General features: G+C 60.2%; 17 protein-coding genes. 10 read left to right on the top strand and 7 right to left on the bottom strand.

Annotated elements, in window-relative coordinates; genetic code table 11:
* A complete protein-coding gene (locus IPK17_RS21550) occupies window positions 1–708 on the bottom strand; it encodes a YggS family pyridoxal phosphate-dependent enzyme (protein ID WP_343419758.1) in 708 nt (235 codons plus the stop codon).
* Entirely contained in the window at window positions 705–1,478 is a 774-nt protein-coding gene (pgeF, locus tag IPK17_RS21545) for a peptidoglycan editing factor PgeF (RefSeq protein WP_343419784.1), read from the bottom strand. Before pgeF ends, IPK17_RS21550 begins: the two co-directional genes overlap by 4 nt.
* A 221-nt stretch (window positions 1,479–1,699) precedes the next feature.
* Here pgeF and IPK17_RS21540 point away from each other — a divergent pair, with 221 nt between their 5' ends.
* The 9 genes from IPK17_RS21540 to hpf all read left to right on the top strand — a co-directional run bounded on the left by IPK17_RS21540 (window position 1,700) and on the right by hpf (window position 11,093).
* On the top strand, window positions 1,700–2,440 hold the full coding sequence (locus tag IPK17_RS21540) for a response regulator (protein ID WP_343419757.1): 741 nt from the start codon (window positions 1,700–1,702) through the stop codon (window positions 2,438–2,440).
* A gap of 3 nt (window positions 2,441–2,443) precedes the next feature.
* Window positions 2,444–3,523: a histidine kinase gene (locus IPK17_RS21535; RefSeq protein ID WP_343419756.1), complete on the top strand. Its 1,080-nt coding sequence runs from the start codon at window positions 2,444–2,446 to the stop codon at window positions 3,521–3,523.
* A 147-nt stretch (window positions 3,524–3,670) separates the two neighbouring features.
* Complete coding sequence (locus IPK17_RS21530) at window positions 3,671–4,807, top strand: SAF domain-containing protein (RefSeq protein WP_343419755.1); 1,137 nt, start codon at window positions 3,671–3,673, stop codon at window positions 4,805–4,807.
* A gap of 29 nt (window positions 4,808–4,836) precedes the next feature.
* Complete coding sequence (locus IPK17_RS21525; RefSeq protein WP_343419754.1) at window positions 4,837–6,162, top strand: CpaE/TadZ family protein; 1,326 nt, start codon at window positions 4,837–4,839, stop codon at window positions 6,160–6,162.
* Between the two features lie 20 nt (window positions 6,163–6,182).
* Window positions 6,183–7,661: a TadA family conjugal transfer-associated ATPase gene (locus tag IPK17_RS21520; protein ID WP_502748963.1), complete on the top strand. Its 1,479-nt coding sequence runs from the start codon at window positions 6,183–6,185 to the stop codon at window positions 7,659–7,661.
* Window positions 7,662–7,747: 86 nt separating this feature from the next.
* A complete protein-coding gene (locus tag IPK17_RS21515) occupies window positions 7,748–8,740 on the top strand; it encodes a type II secretion system F family protein (protein ID WP_343419753.1) in 993 nt (330 codons plus the stop codon).
* 12 nt (window positions 8,741–8,752) lie between these two features.
* The gene (locus IPK17_RS21510) at window positions 8,753–9,697 is read left to right on the top strand and encodes a type II secretion system F family protein (protein WP_343419752.1); all 945 of its coding nucleotides are present in this window, start codon (window positions 8,753–8,755) and stop codon (window positions 9,695–9,697) included.
* Between the two features lie 80 nt (window positions 9,698–9,777).
* Entirely contained in the window at window positions 9,778–10,470 is a 693-nt protein-coding gene (locus IPK17_RS21505; protein WP_343419751.1) for a ComF family protein, read from the top strand.
* A 35-nt stretch (window positions 10,471–10,505) separates the two neighbouring features.
* Window positions 10,506–11,093: a ribosome hibernation-promoting factor, HPF/YfiA family gene (hpf, locus tag IPK17_RS21500; RefSeq protein WP_343419750.1), complete on the top strand. Its 588-nt coding sequence runs from the start codon at window positions 10,506–10,508 to the stop codon at window positions 11,091–11,093.
* 85 nt (window positions 11,094–11,178) lie between these two features.
* Here hpf and IPK17_RS21495 read toward each other — a convergent pair whose 3' ends face one another.
* The 5 genes from IPK17_RS21495 to IPK17_RS21475 all read right to left on the bottom strand — a co-directional run bounded on the left by IPK17_RS21495 (window position 11,179) and on the right by IPK17_RS21475 (window position 16,405).
* Complete coding sequence (locus tag IPK17_RS21495; protein WP_343419749.1) at window positions 11,179–11,937, bottom strand: glycosyltransferase family 2 protein; 759 nt, start codon at window positions 11,935–11,937, stop codon at window positions 11,179–11,181.
* 1 nt (window position 11,938) lies between these two features.
* Window positions 11,939–12,853 (bottom strand): glycosyltransferase family 2 protein, encoded by a 915-nt coding sequence (locus tag IPK17_RS21490; RefSeq protein ID WP_343419748.1) that lies wholly within the window; start codon window positions 12,851–12,853, stop codon window positions 11,939–11,941.
* 9 nt (window positions 12,854–12,862) lie between these two features.
* Window positions 12,863–13,822 (bottom strand): phosphate/phosphite/phosphonate ABC transporter substrate-binding protein, encoded by a 960-nt coding sequence (locus IPK17_RS21485; protein ID WP_343419747.1) that lies wholly within the window; start codon window positions 13,820–13,822, stop codon window positions 12,863–12,865.
* Between the two features lie 40 nt (window positions 13,823–13,862).
* Complete coding sequence (locus tag IPK17_RS21480; RefSeq protein ID WP_343419746.1) at window positions 13,863–15,251, bottom strand: hypothetical protein; 1,389 nt, start codon at window positions 15,249–15,251, stop codon at window positions 13,863–13,865.
* An 83-nt stretch (window positions 15,252–15,334) separates the two neighbouring features.
* Entirely contained in the window at window positions 15,335–16,405 is a 1,071-nt protein-coding gene (locus IPK17_RS21475) for a dipeptidase (protein WP_343419745.1), read from the bottom strand.
* Between the two features lie 132 nt (window positions 16,406–16,537).
* Here IPK17_RS21475 and lon point away from each other — a divergent pair, with 132 nt between their 5' ends.
* Window positions 16,538–18,985 (top strand): endopeptidase La, encoded by a 2,448-nt coding sequence (gene lon / locus IPK17_RS21470; RefSeq protein ID WP_343419744.1) that lies wholly within the window; start codon window positions 16,538–16,540, stop codon window positions 18,983–18,985.

The following is an 18,985-nucleotide window of genomic DNA, read 5'->3' as shown; positions in this document are numbered from 1 at the left end:
CTACCTCTCTCCAAAGATTGCTCTACCAATCCGAACCAGAGTCGCGCCTTCTTCCACGGCGACCGGATAATCGTCCGTCATCCCCATGCTGAGATCCGGCAGCGGCAGGCCCAGAGACTCCGCCAGCCGATCCCGCAGTTCCCGCAGTCCCGCAAACACCGGACGCGCCGCTTGCATGTCCGGCACAATCGGGGCCATCGTCATCAAGCCGCGGACATTCAGCCCCGGCAGCGCGCAGATCTGGCGCACTTCCTCCCAGACCGCCGCGCGCACCGCGGGGTCAGTCTGCCAGCCGAACGCGGGCAGGCCGCCTTTGCTCTCTTCGCCGGAAATATTGATCTCCAGCAGCGCGTCGAGCGTGCCGCCGCGCTCCGTGACCGCGCGAGCGAGCTTATCCGCCAGCTTAAGCCGGTCGACCGAATGCACGACGTTGAACAGCGGCGGCACGTCCTTCGCCTTGCGGCTCTGAATGTGGCCGATCATATGCCAAGTGACCACGACGTTCACCTGCGGAATCTTCGACTCAGCTTCTTCTACGCGATTTTCGCCAAAATGTTGCACGCCCGCCGCCGCCGCTTCGAGCACCAGCGCCGCGGGATGCGTTTTGCTCACGGCAATGAGCGTCACCGCCGCTGGATCCCGCCCGACCCGCGCGCAGGCCGCCGTGATCGTCTCTTGAACGCGCTGAATGTTATCCGCAATGCTCATAGCGCAATCACCGCGCCGAAGCGCCCGGTCTTCCCTTTCTCCTGCCGATGCGAGAAAAATTCGTCGACGTGCTCGGCGGTGCACAGTCCCGCCACGTCGATATGTTCGCTCAACACGCCCGCTCGTTCCAAATCAAGCTGGTTGGCCGCCCATAGATTGAGGTAGGCCGTGCCATCCGTCGCGTCACGCCGAATCAGCCCCGCGGTCGTTCCGAAGTGCTCCTGCACAGCGGCGACCACTTCCTCACCGACCTGATACTTGTTCGGGCCAATCGCCGGGCCGATCCCCGCCCGGATATCCGCCGGGTCGCAGCCATACGCGCTGACCATCGCCCGAATCACGATTCCGGCAATCCCCTGCACTGTCCCACGCCAGCCCGCATGGGCAATCGCGATCACCCCGTTACGCGGGTCGTGATACAGGATAGGCGTGCAGTCGGCAAAGCGCATTGAGAGCGGCAGGCCGACGCGGTCGGTCATCAGCCCATCGGCGTGCGCTAACCAGCGGCGACCGCTCACCGGTTGGTTGGCGATCACCACGTCGGCGCTGTGCACCTGCCAGACGGTGCACGCTTTCGCGTCGTCTACCCCCAGCGTCGCATACATCCGTTCGTGATTCTGCCGCACGGCCTTCGGGTCATCACCGACATTGCCGCCCAGGTTCAACGAGTCGAACGGAGCGCGGCTCGCCCCACCCTGCCGCGTGAATACTCCATGCCGAATCCCCTCCCACCCGCCGAAGCGGTAGTAGGTCAGCCCTTCGCGTGTCACTCGTTCCAAATGCCACCTCCACAACCTGCGGAGATTATACTCTCTCCCGTGTGTGTAACGATACGGTTTGTTAACCTTAACTTTTAACGCTATACTGCCTAGACCAATATCGCGTTATACTTCTGATAAACGTGAGCGAGACACTTTGATAATCCAAGAGATCAGAACAGGGAAAGGAGAGGGCGGACGGCTGTTCAAGGGAATAGCAAGCCGCACACTTCATGATTGATCGCAGAGAGCGCCGCGCACCGCAAATAATCTCCGTGTTGATCGTCGACGATCATCCCCTCTTTCGTGAGGGACTGCAAATCGCGCTCAACTCGGAAGATGATATTACCGTGATCGGACAGTGTGCTGACGGTCAAGTTGCCTTGCAGCAAGCGCAGCAGCTGCGCCCGGATGTGGTTCTACTGGATGTCAATTTGCCGTCGATCAATGGACTGCAGGTTGCGCGCCAGCTCAAAGCTGAAGCTCCTCACATCGCCGTCGTCATGTTGACCGCCTACCATGACTCTGAGCAGGTTCTGCACACCATGCGCGCCGGCGCTTCCGCCTACTGCCCGAAAGACATTACCCCCGACGATCTCATTGAAGTCATTCACGCGGCGGCCGCTGGCTATTACATCATCGGCAACCAGCGGATGGACGCCGATCAGCTCACCACGTGGATCAACACGCGGATGGAAACGCTGAACGCGCCGTACATCATTGACCCCGACGAGCACTACATCCCCCTCAGTCCCCGTGAAATGGAAATTCTCGAGTTCGTCACAAACGGGTTAAGTAACAAAGAGATTGCCAACCGGCTCAAAATCAGTCAGCAGACCGTGAAAAATCACATGACCTCGATCTTGAAGAAGCTCAACGTCCAAGATCGCACGCAAGCCGCCGTTCATGCGCTGCGGAACGGTTGGGTGCGGATTCACGGTGAAGGTCAAAAAAGTACTTCCGCGAAAGGGTAAGCGATGGATAGAGAATTACGCGGAGAAACCCGCGCCCGCGATGAATTGGTGGATATGCTGATCACTGAGTTGAAGCGTATTCGCGACAAGCTGACGGAACTCAAAATCCAGATCGATCAGACACAAAATGTCGTCGAGCGGGAACAGACGCGCAATGCCGATATTTTCACCGAGCTCAATACGATCAAAGATAACCTTGAGACGGTACCTCGTCAGGATATTCGCGCCAAGTACGATGAGGCCATCGAAGCGCGCTTCCGCCTGACGACCATGCGCGGCCAGCTCGAAAAGTTCCAGAGCACGCGGGAATATCTCGAACGCGAACAGCAGATGTATTCGCAGCTGCTGAATCGTCTGCAGGGTATCGAAGACCTGCCGCAGCCGCAGGAAGATAACAAGGATGTCGGCACCAAGGGGCAGATCAACATCGTGCGCGTAATTCAGGCGCAGGAAGAAGAACGGCAGCGCCTCGCCCGCCAGATGCACGACGGCCCGGCGCAATCACTCACCAACTTCATTCTGCAAGCTGAAATCTGCCAGCGCCTGTTTGACCGCAACCCGGCACGCGCGGCGGAAGAACTCGACAACCTGAAGAACGTCGCCAGCATTACCTTCCAGAAGGTGCGCGACTTTATCTTCGATCTCCGCCCCATGATGTTGGACGACCTCGGCGTGATTCCAACCGTGCGCCGCTACGTCGATTCGTTCCGCGAGAAGAACGACATCCAGATCAAACTGGATATTCTCGGCGAGGAACGACGTCTGCAAACGCACCGCGAGGTGATGATCTTCCGCGGTATTCAGGAGATGATGGGGCACGCGCGCGATTATGCGAATGCGACCGACATCAGCATTCGTCTGGATATTGGCAACAATGTGGTCAAGATCGTCGTGGACGATAACGGTCGTGGCTTTGATACCGAATCGGCTTTTTCCAACGAAGACGGTCACAGTCAGGACCCGCGCATTCAGGGCTTGATCACACTCAAAGAGAAATTCGAGTTGATCAAAGGATCGGTCAGCATCATCAGCGGCGAGACGGATGGCACATCCGTCCGGATTGAACTGCCCACCAGCGATTAAGCGCAGTCCAGTACATTAGGCCTAGTGAGGCATATTACTCTTCACTATACACTAACGTAAAGGCACATTACGCTTGATCCTCGCTTAATTTCTTAATTAGTGCTGCGGACTCGCACACTCCATTGATCCCAACGGAGGCAAGTTTTTATGGGACGTTTACGCATATTTCTGATCATTGCCATTCTGATCATCGTAGTGGCCATTGTGGTAGTGGTCGTACTGCCCGGACTTGGTGGCGGAACGCAGGTTGCCCAACAGCCGACGCCAGACCCGAATGCGCCGATCATTAACGAAGTCCAGGAAGACCCGGCGGCCACGCCGCTCCCGACCGCAACGCCCATCGTCTTCGTTGATATCGTGGTCGCTGTGCAGGAAATCCCGCGTGGTATGGTGATCCCGCCGAACGCGATTCAACTGCGCCCGTGGCCGCAGTCAGTCGCCCCGTTTAACGGCGTGACGAATATTGATGATGTCATCGGCAAGCGCGCGCGCACCGACATTTTCCGCGAACAGCCGATCCTCTCGAACATGGTCGTCGACGATCTGACCGGCGCAGCGCGTGTCGGTTCGGATGCGGCTGCTGTGCTCCCGGAAGACCTCGTCGCCGTTGCGATCCCCATGGATCGTCTGACGGGTATCGCCTATGCACCGCAGGATGGTGACCGCGTTGATCTCATCATCTCCCTGCTCTTCGTCGATATGGATGAAGACTTCCAAAGCATTCTGCCCAACAGCCTGCGTCTGTTCCGCGTGACCGATGAAGGTATCGAACTCCTCGAACCGATTGAAGGTCGCCCGGACAGCACGAGCCTCGGTTCGGTAATCGTCGCGCCGAGCGAACGCCAGCGTCCGCGTCTGGTGACACAACGCACGGTTCAGGATGCGCTTGTGGTGCATGTGGGCAACTTCCCGTACGATGGCCGCTTCATCGGTGTGCCGCCGACGCCCACGCCCGTCCCTTCGGATAATGCTGAAGGCGAAAATGGCACGCCGCCGCCGCCCACGCCCCTGCCCCCGCGCCCGGACATCATCACCCTGGGTGTGACGCCGCAGGAAGCCGTCGTGATTACGTGGATGATCGAAGCGCGTATTCCGATCACGCTGGCGCTGCGTTCCGCGAGCGCGACTGCCCGCACTGCGACGACCGAAGTGACGCTCGATTATGTCATGGGTCAGTACGGGATTACCCTGCCCGGCAAGCGTCCGTTTAGCATCGAACCGGCCATTCGCAGCATCCGCCAACTTGTGACCGACGGCTTGATCAGTCTGTCTGATGGTGGCTAGTAAGCATTTAGAAACGGCGAGATAAGCCTATGTCGAATAGACCCCAGGGCGGGGACGTCATCAGCGTGTTAATCGTTGATGACATCCCCGAAACCCGCGAAAATATCAAGAAGCTGCTCGCGTTTGAGGAGCAGGAATTCAAAGTCGTGGGCTCGGTGGGCACGGGACGCGAAGCGATCAAGGCCGCCATGGAAACGCGCCCCGACATCGTGATCATGGACATCAATATGCCGGACATGGACGGCATCAAGGCGACGAGCGAGATCACGAAGGCTTTGCCGACGACCGCCGTCATCATGATGTCCGTCCAGACCGACATGGACTACATGCGTAAAGCCATGCAGTCCGGCGCGCGGCAGTTCCTCGGCAAGCCGATTACGCCCGACGAGCTGTACAACACGATCCGCGAAGTCTTTCGCAGCACCGACGCCATTCGCCGCCAGGCACGCCAGATGGCGGATATGCCGCTGCAGGCCACCCCGGCGAAAGCCAGCAGTAGCGATGACGGTGACGGCATCGCCCGCGCTGGCCACATCATCGTCGTGTACAGCCCCTCGGGCGGCACCGGCAAAACGATGCTGGCGAGCAACCTCGCCTCCGGCCTGATGAAGAAGGGTATCCGCGTGCTGCTGGTCGACGCCGACCTGCAGTTCGGCGATGTCGGGGTGTTCCTCAAGCTGCAGTCGCAGTCAACCCTGCTCGATCTCGTCAGCAAGATCGATGATCTCGATCCTGACTTCTTCGACAGCGTCGTCTCGACGCACGACAGCGGCTTGAAAGTGCTGCTCGGCCCGCAGCGCCCGGAATACGCGGAAGATGTCGAATCCGTTCCGGCGTCCGTGTCGCGCATCATCGAGAAGATCGCGGGCGGCTACGACTTCATCGTCGTGGACACCAGCGCGCGCATTGACGAGCAGCTCCTGTCGCTCACCGACATTGCCTCGAAGATCGTGCTCGTCGCCACGCCGACGCTCGCCAGCGTCAAAAATGCGCGCTTTGTGCTCGACCTGTTTGACAAGATGAACTACGCGCCAGAAAAAACGCTGTTCGTGCTGAACAAAGTTGAAGACGAGCGCGCGCGGGATCGCGTGACGATCCCGACTGAGACGATTGAGAAGTACATCAAGCGGCAGGTGATCGCGAAAATCCCGATTGGCGAACAGATGATCCTGAGCGCGGTCAATAAGGGAATTCCCGTGATCGCCTCCAAGGAACGCACAAAATCACCGGTAAAAGAACTGATCGCCTTCGCCGATCAGATGTTCACCATGCTCATGGGTGGGCAATCTGAGCAAGAGGCGCAGGAGAGTGATGACAAGAAAAAGTCGTCGAAAATCGGGTTTGGCCGTCGTTAGTGGTTTAGGGAGTGCATGGTATGTCATTACTCAAACGCATTGAAAAAGGCGGCGGCAGCGGCAGCAGTGGCGGCAGCGGCGGCAGCGGTGGTGGTGACAATCCCCCACCCCAGCGGCCCAGCGCCCCGGTACCGAGTGCGGGCGGCGGTGGTGGCGGTGAAGGCGACGAATCGCGCCTGTCTGCCATGCGCATGCGCAACCAGCAGGTGATGGGACGGCAGCCGGGACGCCCGGACAGCTCGTACGTCGACCTGAAAACGCGCGTGCAGAATCGTCTGCTCTCCGAACTCGAACCGTCGATGGACTTAACGAAAAAGAACGAAGTCCGGTCGCACATCGAAGAATTGTTCAACGCCATCCTCGCGGAAGAAAGCATGGTGCTGGCCCGTCAGGAACGGCAGCGCCTGTTTGAGTCCATCGTCGCGGAAATCCTCGGCTTTGGCCCGCTTGAACCGCTGCTGGCGGATGAAACCATCACCGAAATCATGGTGAATGGCCCGAAGAACATCTTCGTTGAGCGCAAGGGGAATATCACCCGCGCCAATGTGACGTTTGAAGATGATGACCACGTCCTGCGCATTCTGGATCGCATCGTCGCGCCGCTCGGTCGTCGTATTGACGAAAGCTCGCCGCTGGTCGATGCCCGTCTGCCCGATGGCTCGCGTGTGAACGCCGTCATCCGCCCGATCTCACTGGTCGGCCCGACGATCACCATCCGTAAATTCTTCAAGAAGCCGCTGACGGTCGAAGACCTCATCAAGTTCGGCTCGATCAGCAAGGAAATCGTCGAATTCCTGCGCGCCTGCATCATCGCCCGCATGAACATGATCGTGTCCGGTGGTACGGGTTCCGGGAAGACGACGCTGCTCAACGTGTTGTCGAGCTTCATCCCGAACGACGAACGCATCGTCACGGTCGAAAACGCGGCGGAACTGCAGCTCCGTCAGGAACACGTCGTGACCCTGGAAAGCCGCCCGCCGAACATTGAAGGCAAGGGGGCGATCACCATTCAGGATCTCGTGGTCAACTGCTTGCGTATGCGCCCCGACCGCATCATCGTCGGGGAATGCCGTTCCGGCGAAGCGCTGGACATGCTTCAGGCCATGAACACTGGTCACGACGGCTCACTGACCACGGCGCACAGCAACAGCCCGCGTGATACTATCGCGCGTCTCGAAGTCATGTGCTTGATGGCCGGTATGGACCTGCCCGTCCGCGCGATCCGCGAACAGATCGCCAGCGCTGTCGACGTGGTCTGCCATCAGGAACGTCTGCGTGATGGTACACGTAAGGTCGTCAAAGTCACCGAAGTCCAAGGCATGGAAGGCGATATGATCACCATGTCTGACATCTTTGAGTTTGAACAGACGGGCGTGGAAGGCGGCAAAATCGTCGGGCGCATCCGACCGACGGGCATCCGCCCCAAGTTCACCGACCGCATCGAGGCGTCGGGCATCTACCTGCCCCCGTCGGTCTTTGGTGTGGGTCGCACCTACTAAATATCGTCCACAACGGGCGGGGTTGCTTGACGCACCCCGCCTTTTGCTTAGAATGTCCGTAAGGAAGATGATCACGGAGCACACGTATGCAAATTGACCCGATCATCGTGATTGTTGTTGCGGTTCTGCTCGCTGGTGGGGTGATCGTCTGGGGGATCGTCAGCGTCCGGACCGAGAAAGACATCATTGAGGAACGCCTCAGCAATTACGAAAAAGAAGCGACCTCTTTTCTTGATCTTGAGGAACTTAAAGACGAGCCGCAGGTTCAGGAGAAGCGCCCCAGTATCATTCAGGAACGCTTAGACAGCCTGGTCTCCGAGCGCAGTTTTGGCAAGAAATGGCGGCAGCAGTTGGCGCGCGCCGACATCAAACTGACCGTTTCCGAATATGCGGCGGTGCACGTCTTCAGCATGTTCGCCTTCTTCGCGATTGGCTACTTCGTCGTGTTCGGTCAGCAGATCGTCATGGCGATTCTCGCGGGCTTCGTCGGCTTCTTCGCGCCGCGCATTTATGTCTCCCGCTTGACCTCCACCCGCTTGATCCGGTTTGAGAATCAACTTCCCGATACGCTCGGGTTGTGGGTGAACGCGCTGCGTTCCGGGTACAGCGTGCTCCAGTCGATGGAAGCGATTGCGCGTGACGCCCCGGAACCCACCGCCACTGAATTCAAGCGCGTGGTGCAGGAAGTCCAGCTTGGCATCGACATGGACGACGCGCTCGAACACCTCGTCAACCGGGTGGAAAGCGAAGACCTTGACCTCGTCGTGACGGCGGTCAACATTCAGCGCGAGGTCGGTGGTAACCTGGCCGAAATTCTCGACGTGATCAGCCATACCATTCGCGAACGTATCAAGCTCAAGGGTGAGATTCGCGTGCTCACCGCGCAAGGACGCGCCACGGGCTACCTGATCAGCTTCCTCCCCATCGTGCTGGCGCTGTTCCTGTACGGCATCAATCCCGGCTACATGGGGAATCTCTTTGAAAACCGCACCTGTGGTTGGCCGATGCTCGGCATTGGGTTGGCGCTGATCGGCATCGGGTTCGCGGTCGTGCAAAAGATCGTTGACATTGATATCTAGAGGCAAGAGATTATGGATCCAATTGTCGTACTGATCTTCGTCATTGTCGGGGCGGTCGTCTTCGGCGGCCTGGTCTACGTCGGCATGAAGGAAGACCGCGGTCGCGACCCGCTGCAGGAACGCCTCGCGCAATACGACGACAAAGAACTGCCGTCGTCGCTGGAAGAGATCGAACTCTCGCTGTCCTTCCGGGATCGCGTCATCCTCCCGTTGATGAAGACACTCGCCAAGACCACCGCCAAGTTTACGCCGCAGAAGCAGCTTGAAGATGCGCGCCACAAGATCGAGCTTGCGGGGATGAACATGGACCCGGCGTCGTTCTTTGCGATGCGCGTCGCGCTGACGCTGGTCTTTGGTCTCGGCGCATTCTTCGTCTTCTTCGTCAATTCCCCCTCGACCCCGAAGGGTACTGCCCTGCTCTACACGCTCGGCGCGCTGGGTCTGGGCTATATCCTCCCAGTGATGTGGCTGTCGAGCAAGATCAAGCGGCGGCAGGAAAACATCTGGCGCGCGCTCCCCGACGCGCTCGACCTGCTGGTGATCTGCGTGGAAGCGGGTCTCGGCTTCGACATGGCGATGGGGAAAGTCTACGAAAAGTGGGATAACGAACTGGCGATCGCTTTCGGGCGCGTGCTCCGCGAAATCCAGCTCGGTAAGATGCGCCGTGACGCTCTGCGCGATATGTCGAACCGCATGGACGTGCCCGACGTGACGGCGTTCGTCGCCGCTATCATTCAAGCCGATCAGCTCGGTGTGAGCATGGCGAAGATCCTGCGTGTCCAGTCCGACCAGATGCGCGTGAAGCGCCGCCAGCGCGCGCAGGAAAAAGCGCATCAAGCACCGGTGAAGATGATGATCCCGATGGTTTTCCTGATCTTCCCGTCGATCTGGATCGTATTGCTCGGCCCGTCGCTCATCATCCTGTTCGGTTCGAACGAAGTGAACGCCGTATTCTAAGTCGTTACGCCATTGCGGGGATGCCAGCCAATGACATCCCCGCGCCAAAACGGTTGCCGTGAGAGTCAAGGTTTGACCGAATGTCCGTTGAGGATGGCTCTGGTCAAGGAAACTACCCCGCGAAGCTGCGGCTGTCCGGGTGGGTGAACGCCGCCCTTGATTGGGTGTTTCCGCCCCGCTGTGTCGGCTGCGCCGCGGTCGACAGCGTCTGGTGCGCGGACTGCCAGCAGCAGCTCGAAGCCGAACCCATCGCCCCGCGTACGCGCCGCCTCCCGCCCTTCACTGCGCTCGCCGCCACGGCCACGCACGGCGGCATTTTACAGCCTAGTCTCCATGCGCTAAAATACGCGGATGCTCGCGCGCTCGCCGTCCCACTCGGAGATCGTCTAGCTGCAACCTATCGTTTGCTGGGGTGGACACTTGACATGATCATCCCCGTGCCATTGCACACTACCCGCTACCGCGAGCGGGGGTATAATCAGTCTCAACTGATAGGAGAACGCATGGCACAGTCGTTATCTCTTCCTTGTTTTCCTTCAGCCCTCACCCGTTGGCGATCTACCGCCACGCAAGTTGGGCTCTCCCGCAGCGAACGTCAACAGAACCTGCAAGACGCTTTTCACGCTGACCCCACATTGGTCTCCGGTCGGCGCATCCTTCTCATCGACGATGTACAGACGACGGGCGCAACGCTTCAAGCAGCGGCGCACGCGCTGTTCAACGTGGACGCGGTGGCGGTCTACGGTCTGACCGTAACTGCCGCGCGTCTCTAGTCGTTCCTTCTTCCCATCTACATAAGGAGTCTCGTATGGAAATCCAAGTTCGGGGTGACGATCTTAAGATCACAGAGACGCTGGAAGAGTATGCTCAGAAGAAGCTTGCACGGTTGGACAAATACCTGCCGAACATTCAGGACGTACGTGTAGATTTCTCCCGCCAGCACACGCGCCGCGGCGATAACATCTTGAGCGCGCAAATCACCATTCGCCACCAGCGCGGAGCGATCCTCCGCGCCGAAGAGAGCAGCGCCGGGGACGCCGAAGCCGCGCTGAACCTCGCCATCGACAAGATTCACCGCCAGATCGAGCGCTTCAAGAGTAAACGGAACCGCAAGGGACGGACCCGCTTCAGCGCCTCGGTCGAAGAGCTGGCGGCAGCGGAAACCGTGCCGGATATTCCCTCGCAGGCGGAGATTGATGAAGCGCTGGAGGAAGAACCCATCGTCCGCCACAAAGAGGTCTACGTCACGGCGATGAACGAGGAAGACGCCATCGAGCAGATGGAACTGCTCGGTCACACGTTCTTCATCTTCTTCAACGACCAAACGCAAGCGCTCAATGTGGTCTACAAGCGCCGCACCAGCGGCTACGGCGTGCTCATCCCAAAGACCGAGTAGCACCCTCACCCTGACTTAAGAGGAAACGGCCTAACTGGTAGAGTCGGTCGGGGCGCACAGCTGTGCGCCCCGACTTGTTTAACTGTTATGTGACCTTCTTCTGCCACAATCCCCGCAGCAGCCTATATTTCCGCAGTTCGTAGCGCGCCATCAGCAGCCCCATGTGCAGCCCGTGCAGCCCATCGATATAGCCTCTGAGCGTGACAAAGCGCCACCAGAACTGCCGCAGCGGCTGAAGCAGATAGTTCTGCGGCTTAGGGCGAATCCCCTGCTCAAACAGAATCTGCGCGTCGTAGGCGGAATACACCTTCTGCTTCTTGTGAAACTGCGCGACATCCTGGTAGTTGTAGTGGATGAACGGGTGGTCGAGCGTACCGCACGCCTGCTTCAGCACCGTGACCTCGTGCACGCGGCGTTCCGGGTCGAAGTGCGCCTCGCCGACTTTGAGCAAGCGCGTCTGATAATCGGGAAACCAACCGCCGCCCCGCGTTCGGTGACCGAACATGTAGTTCTCCCGGGGAATGCGCCACCCGGAATAGCCCGCCAGGTCGATCTTCTGACGCGCTTCCTGCGCCAGTTCCGGCGTGACGCGCTCGTCGGCATCGACGAACAACACCCAGTCCACCTGCCCGGTGACCGCCTGCAGCGCCGCATTGCGCTGACGGGCATAGTCCTCGAAGCGATTCTGCATCACGGTTGCGCCTGCCGCTTGCGCCAACTTCACCGTGTGATCCGTGCTGAACGAGTCGAACACGATCACTGTATCGGCAAAGCGCACTGATTCCACGCACGCCGTGATATGCGCTTCTTCGTTGTACGTCAGGATAATCGCCGCCAGCCGCATGTTATACCCTTCCCAACGCCAGCGCCCGGATAGTGCGGTAGGCGTCGCGTTCCGCGCCTGCGGGAGTGCGCCAGAGTTTATAGGTCATGCCGAGCGCGATCAGCAACCGCGCCGCGACAACTTTGGGCGGGCTGTGATGCTTGGCGTACAAGCGCAGGCGGCTTTTCCACAATTCGATCACCATGCGCGGGCGCACCTGCACCGTGCTCTTGCCCGCGAAATGCGTCACCAACGCGCCGGGCACGCTCTGCACCTGCCACCCCGCATCGCGAATCCGCCACGCCCAATCGACTTCCTCGCAGTACATGAAGAAGCCCTCGTCAAACATGCCCGTCTGCGCGATGACCTCGCGCCGCAGCATCATAGTCGCGCCGAGCACAAAATCGACCGGGAACGGTCGGCCCTGCGCATATAACTGCTTTGGGTAGCGCCCGTTGAAACTTCCTTCGAGGAGGCGTCCCGGCGTCGGAAAAAATTCCGTCCAGATCTGGCGCAGACCGGGAAAGCCATACGCGCCATGCTGAAACGTCCCGTCACCGTACTCCAACTCCGCGCCGACCAAGCCAACTTTGGGATCGGACAGCAGGTGATCGTAGAGGCGGCGGGTCGCGCCGGCATGCGTGTGTGTGTCCGGGTTAAGCAGGTAGACGACGGGTGGCGGATCGTTGGCCATGATCTGGCGGATCGCGACGTTATTCGCCGCGCCAAAGCCGAGATTTTGTTCGCTGACGGTCAGCTTGACCTGCGGGAAGGCCGCGCGCACAGCCTCCGGCGTACCGTCGGATGACGCGCTGTCTACGACATACACATCCGCGTTCAGGCCGCTGGCGGCACAGTCGGCGTACAAGCTCCCGATAGCGTCCAGCACCAAGTCGCGCACATTCCAGGTGACGATGACGACGGCCAGATCAGCCATAGGCGACCGCTAACTGCCCGCCATTTCGCCGAGATCGACGCCGGTGCGGGTGATCGCCGTGCGGATGGCCGTCAGACTGTCCGAGTCCGCTTCCACCAGCGCGTCCTGACCGAGCAGCGGCTGTAACAACGTGTTGCGCGTGCCATTGGCGATGGCGGTCAGCGCCGCGGTGAGCGCTTCTGCCTGCCCCAATGGCAGACTCTCGGGATACGTCAGCACGCCGATGGGCAGATCGAGGCCGCCCGACAAAGCGCGCACGCGGCTGTTGGCCGTCGCATAATCCGCCTCAGACATCCCCGCCGCGTCGCAGTCGCCATCTTCTAGGGCGCGGATCAGCGCGGGTACGTCTTCGTAATCGGTGATGGTCGTAAAACTAGCAGTGGAGAAATTGCTCTGTGCCAACATGATCGAGGGGAGCAGCCACGTATAGAAATCAGTCGCGCTCACCCGGCAGAAGGTCTTGCTCGCCATGTCGTCGATGCTGGAGATGCCGCTGCGTGTGTTCACCGCTAGCACAGCGCGCGTGGTGAGACTGTCCTCGCGGGAGACCTGCAGCACCGCCGCGCCGCAATCCTGAGCATCGGCAGCGGTGTAGGCAACCCCATTCAGCCACGCGACCGTCACCGGGCCGCTCACCGAATTGCACAACGCGCTGATCGCTTCCGCGTCGGTGGCGCTGCGTTCAATTTCCACAATCAGGCTCGTCTCTTCGAGGAGCGCCGCTTGCAGACCGTCAATCGCCGCCTGCACCTCGTCCTCCGTGCTGCTCGTCGCGCCGACCGCGAACACCATGCGAATCACATTTCCTTCCGCGCCAACCGGAATCGGCGTGGCGACCGGAGGCAGCGAGGTCGAACGCGGCGTCGGCGACAGCGTGGGCTGTGAGACCGGGCCATTGTCACCGCGCCGGCACGATGACAGCGCCGCCGCGAGACTGAGGCACAGGAGGAGGGTGAACAGGCGTTTCATGGCGCGACTCCTTATCGAGAGGGGATACCTCATTCTATGCTCAATTCGCGGCCTCAATCACAAAAATCTCACGTGGGCCGACGTTGCGGTTGCGTTCACTGACAGCCACATACTCGTGGATCAACCCGGCAAAACAGTTTTGCGGGTTCAGGTTCTCGACGCGGCTCATGCGGATGCCGCCCCATACCACGCTCGTTTCACCGGGCATGAGGTAGTAGTAAGTATTGCCGCTCTCCGGGTCTTCGACCGCTGTGAGCTGATCGCGCGTGCCAACCGCCCAGCGCCACGGATAACTCGCCGCCGCCGTCTGGCACTCAATGCCGACGCGCCACGCGCCCGCCTCTTCCATCCAACCAAGCGCCGGGGCACGCTGATCCCAGTCATAGACCGCGCCCGGTTCGGGGCCGGTCGTGCGGATCGGCACGTCGCTGTAGTTCTCGACGGTCAGCTTGAAGACCAGCACATCGCCCTGCATGACATCGAGGCGGGTCATATCGACGGCTTGCAGGTCTGATGGCAGCGGCGCAAGCTGGCCGATCTGGTCGCGGGTGGAGGCATACGCTTCATCCCACGGAACCACTTCCCAGACCACGCTGACGCCCACGGGCTGCGGGATGATCTGCGCGAGCGGTTTGCCGCCCGTCTGAATCGTCAGTTCGGATTCACGCTGCACGCGCTGCCCCACCGCATCCTGCGCATGCACAATCAGCGGATAGGTGCCGTCCGGCGGCGGGTTCGCGCCGAGATCGACGCCGCCCTCGTAATCGAATAAATGCCGTCCTGCTTCGCCGGGGCGCGCATCTTCGAAGCGCTCCGACATATACAGCGGCTCACCATTCGCATCGATCAGGTAAGCGGTCAGCGTGGCTTCTTTGGTGAGGAACACGTTGATCTGCGAACGATCCGCAATGCCATCCTGATTCGGCGTGAAGATTTGCGGAAAGACCGTGAAATCGGTGAGCAGCGGCAGCGGCGCATCGCCATCGACGATGTTGAGCGTGCCGCTCTGTTCAGCGGTCTCGCCCGCTTCAGTCGTCGCCGTCAACCGCCACATATACGCGCCATCGGGGATCAAGCGCTGCAAAATCTGCTGGTCGCCGAAGTCTTCGCCGTCCAGCGCAAAGCCATCGACCACGCCGCTGAACTGGACGCGATAATCGCCAGGAATGCGCGGCTCATCCTGGCGGAAGGCGAACACCTGCCCGTCTGCACCCTCCAGCGTGAGTGACACGCGGGCATTTTTCGTCAGGGTATATGAGAAGATGGCAATATCGTCGCTGCCATCGGCATTCGGCGTGATGGTGTCGGTTGAAAACTGCGCCGCCGGGATCAGCGGTTGGTTGGGCGCTACCACCGCCAGACCAATGATGATCACGACGATCACGACCACCAACGCGGCGATTAGAGTCAGCCAAATCGGGATTCGCATGTATTGAAACGTCCGTCCTTCTCCCAAAACAGCCGTTTAGTCTAACCGAGAGCGCCAGATCGCGCCAGATGGGAGGCATGCCGCTAACGCCACGTCTCCCGTAGCACCCGCAGCCAATTGCGGTACGCGACCTTCTCCAAGTCAGCAGAGCTGTACCCTTCTGCCCGCAGCGCAGTGAGCAGTTTAGGCAGACCGCCCACATCGCCAAGTGTCAGCGGCATGTCCGCGCCGTCAAAATCTGACCCAAAGGCGACATGATCGATGCCGACCAGATCGCGCACGTAATTGATATGCGCGGTGATCTGCGTGAGCGGCACATCCGGCTCAAAACTCGACTTCGGGTGCGTGTTGTTCGTCTCAAAGTTGATCCCCACTACCCCGCCGGAGTCCCCAATCGCCTTAAGCTGACCGTCAGTCAGGTTGCGCGTCGACGGGCAGATCGCGTGGACGTCAGCGTGCGTGACGACCAGCGGCGCTCTCGACAAAGCCGCGACTTCGAAGAACCCGACTTCGTTCAGGTGCGCGAGGTCGAGGAGGATGCCGAGATCGTTACAGGCCGTGACCAAGCGCTTGCCCGCCTCGGTCAGCCCGTCGCCAATATTTGGCGTGTCCGGAAAGCGGAACGGAACGCCATAGCCGAACGCATTCGGTCGACTCCAGACGACACCAATCGAACGTACCCCGCGCTCGTAATACGCTTCCAAATTGCTCAGATCCGGGTGAATGGCCTCCGCTCCTTCGAGTTGCAGGACGAGCGCCAGCGTGTTCGCTTGGATTGACGCTTCCAGATCAGCGACCGTGAGCGCGATCCGTACTTCTCCCTGCGACTGTGCGGCCAACCCGTAGGCGAGGTCGAGATTCGCATCGGTGAAACTACGCGCATAGTCGGGGTCAATGGGGCTGCGCTCGGCAGCGATATAACCTTCGGCCGTGAACGTCACCCCATACATCTGATCGAGTTCCGGTGAACCGGGCGGTGGCGGCGTGAAGATCGCGAAGAATCCGCCGCGCAGACCACCCTGCTGCGCGCGCGGCACGTCCATGTGCCCGGCGAGGGTTCCGTGTAGAAACGCCGACTCGGCGGGTGCGCCGCCCCGGTACACCCGCGTCAGGGTATCGTTATGCCCATCGAAAACCGGGATAATTGGCGCCATCTGTTTGAAACTCCTTTTCCTCACCTGAACAGCCGAGCACCCATTTAACCGCGCTTTACCCTACTGGCCAATTGCTGTAAAATAAGACCCATATTCCCCCATCTATTATTGTATCCACAGGACAACCCCGATTTGACCGACCAGACTGGTATCAACCAATTCTACGATGTCGAGAACGCCGATGTTGATGCGGACGGCTTGATCACCTGCGTGGTGATCCCGCTGCGCGATCAGGTGATCTTCCCGAATGTCGTCTCTCCTCTCCCCCTGCGCAGCAAAAAGGCCAGCGCGGGTGCGGAACACGCGTATATGTCGAACCAAACGGTGATCGGGCTGGCGCTCAAAAACCCGCTGCTCACCGATGCTTCTGTCGATGACCTGTACCGCACGGGCGTGGAAATCGCCATCGGTCGGGTGCTGCGCCTCCCCGATGACTCGCAAAGCGCGCTCGGTCAGGGGCGGCGGCGCGTCGAGGTGACCGAGTTCACCCAGACCGAGCCGTACTACATCGCCAAAGCGCGCCTGCTCGACGAGTCGAATCCGTCAACCAAGAAGACCAGCGCCACCATGCAGGCCGCGCTCAATCTGTTCCGGCAGGCCGTCGAACTGAATGATAACCTGCCCGAAGAAGTGCTGCTCTACGCGCTCAACGCGACCAGCCCCGGCTGGCTCGCGGATCTGATCGCGTCGACGCTCACGCTGCCGATGGACGAACGCCAGCGCCTGCTGGAAAACCTCGACGCCGAAGCCCGTCTCAGCCGCGTGACCGAACTACTCGGTCAGGAACTGAGCGTGCTGGAACTGAAGGATGAGATCACCAGTCAGGTGCATCAGGAGATGGATCGCACGCAGCGTGAAATCTACCTGCGCGAACAGATGCGCGTCATCCAGAGCGAACTCGGCGAAGAAGATGTGTTCCAGCAGGAACTGGACGAGGTGCGCGAGCAGATCATCAATGCCGCGCTGCCGCCCGAAGTCCACGAGAAGGCGATGAAGGAACTGTCGCGCCTCGCCATTATGACGCCGATGGCGCCTGAAGTGGGCATCGTCCGCACCTACATTGACTGGCTGACCGCGCTCCCGTGGCACGACGCGACGGAAGATCAGCTTGACGTGGCGCGCGCGCAGAAGATTCTCGACGAGGAGCACTACGGCCTGCCGAAGGTCAAGGATCGCATCCTCGAATACATCGCCGTGCGCAAGCTTGCGCCGGACCAGCTCAACAGCCCGATTCTGTGCTTCGTCGGCCCGCCCGGCGTCGGCAAAACCTCGCTCGGCAAGAGCATCGCCTCCGCATTAGGGCGTGAATTCGTGCGCGTCAGCCTGGGCGGCGTGCGCGACGAGGCCGAGATTCGCGGCCATCGGCGCACCTATATCGGCGCGCTGCCCGGGCGCATTTTGCAGACTATTCGCCGCGGCGGGAAAATCAACCCAGTGTTCATGCTCGACGAGATCGACAAGCTCGGCATGGACTTTCACGGCGATCCCTCGGCGGCGCTGCTGGAGATTCTCGACCCGGAGCAGAACAACGCCTTCTTCGACCACTATCTGGACGTGCCCTATGACCTGTCGAAGGTGCTGTTCATCACCACGGCGAACGATCTCGACCCACTGCCGCCCGCATTGATGGATCGCCTCGAAATCATCGAGTTCAACGGCTACACCGAAGAGGAAAAGCTGGCGATTGCGCGCAAATTCCTCATCCCCAAGCAGATCGAGATGAACGGTCTGGCGGATAAGAAAGTCGTCTTCGAGACGCCCGCGCTGCAAACCATCATCCGCGAGTACACCTATGAGGCGGGTGTGCGCAACCTCAACCGCGAGATCGCCAACATCTCGCGCAAGGTCGCGCGCCTGACGGCGGAAGGCAAACGCTACCCGCATCAGATCACGCCCAAGCATGTCGAAAAACTGCTCGGCCCGCCGCCCTTTGACGACATTCGCGCCAATGATCAGGACGAGATCGGCATCGCGACCGGGCTGGCGTGGACACCGTTCGGCGGCGACGTGCTGACCATCGAAGTCTCGATCCTCGCGGGCAAAGGTAACCTGATGCTCACCGGGTCGCTCGGCGATGTGATGCAGGAATCGGCGCAGGCCGCTTTAAGCTATTTCCGCTACCGCGCGGACGAGTTCGCCGTGCCCTACGACGACTTCGACAACTTCGACATCCATGTCCACTTGCCCGAAGGCGCAGTGCCCAAAGAAGGGCCGTCGGCGGGTATCACGCTGGCCACCGCGCTGATTTCGGCGTTCACCGAGCGCAAGGTCCGCAGCGACTTCTGCATGACGGGCGAGATCACGCTGCGCGGCAAGGTGCTGCCCGTCGGTGGCATCAAAGAGAAGGTGCTGGCGGCGCGGCGCGCCCGGGTTAAGCATGTCGTGCTGCCTGCGCAGAACGAAAAAGACCTTGTGGATATTCCAAAAGAGGCACTGGCTGACCTCACGATCCACCCAGTCAAAGACATGCAGCAGGTGTTGGATCTGGTTCTGCTCGAACCGCCCACAGGCGAACGGCGGTTGGATCGTATCCGGCGCGAGCGCGACAAGGACGACAAAGACGAGTCGGACGACGAATAA

Source organism: Candidatus Flexifilum breve (genome assembly GCF_016713355.1).
Note: the sequence above shows the minus strand (reverse complement) of the source record. Positions and strands in the feature narration are given on the sequence as shown.